Below are 369 nucleotides of genomic sequence, written 5' to 3'. Positions count from 1 at the left end.
CCTTGGAGGCCACGTCGACGCCGTAGTCGGCGGGGGTTTTGACATCCAGCGGCTTTTTCTTGGCCTTCATGATGTCCGGCAGCTTGGCGTAGCGCGGCTCGTTGAGGCGCAGGTCGGTGGTGACGATCGCGGGCAGCGTGAGTGCCACGGTTTGCAGGCCGCCGTCGATTTCACGCGTGACGTTGACCTTTTTATCACTTCCGTCACCGCTAATTTCCACTTCCGAGGCGAACGTGCCCTGGGGCAAATTGGTCAGCGCGGCGAGCATCTGGCCGGTCTGGTTATTGTCGGTGTCGATGGCCTGCTTGCCCAGAATGACCAGGCCGGGCTGCTCTTCGTCCACGACTTTGGCCAGCAGCTTGGCGACCG

At 62.1% G+C, this 369-nt stretch carries 1 protein-coding gene; it reads right to left on the bottom strand.

All coding sequences use genetic code 11. The features are described 5' to 3' along the window. On the bottom strand, window positions 1-369 hold a 369-nt coding region (locus ACUN8H_RS18765), incomplete at both ends, for an electron transfer flavoprotein subunit beta/FixA family protein (RefSeq protein WP_445533548.1).

Source organism: Vreelandella sp. V005 (genome assembly GCF_052645115.1).
The sequence above is the reverse complement of the archived record's forward strand: the minus strand, read 5'-3'. Positions and strand labels throughout refer to the sequence as shown.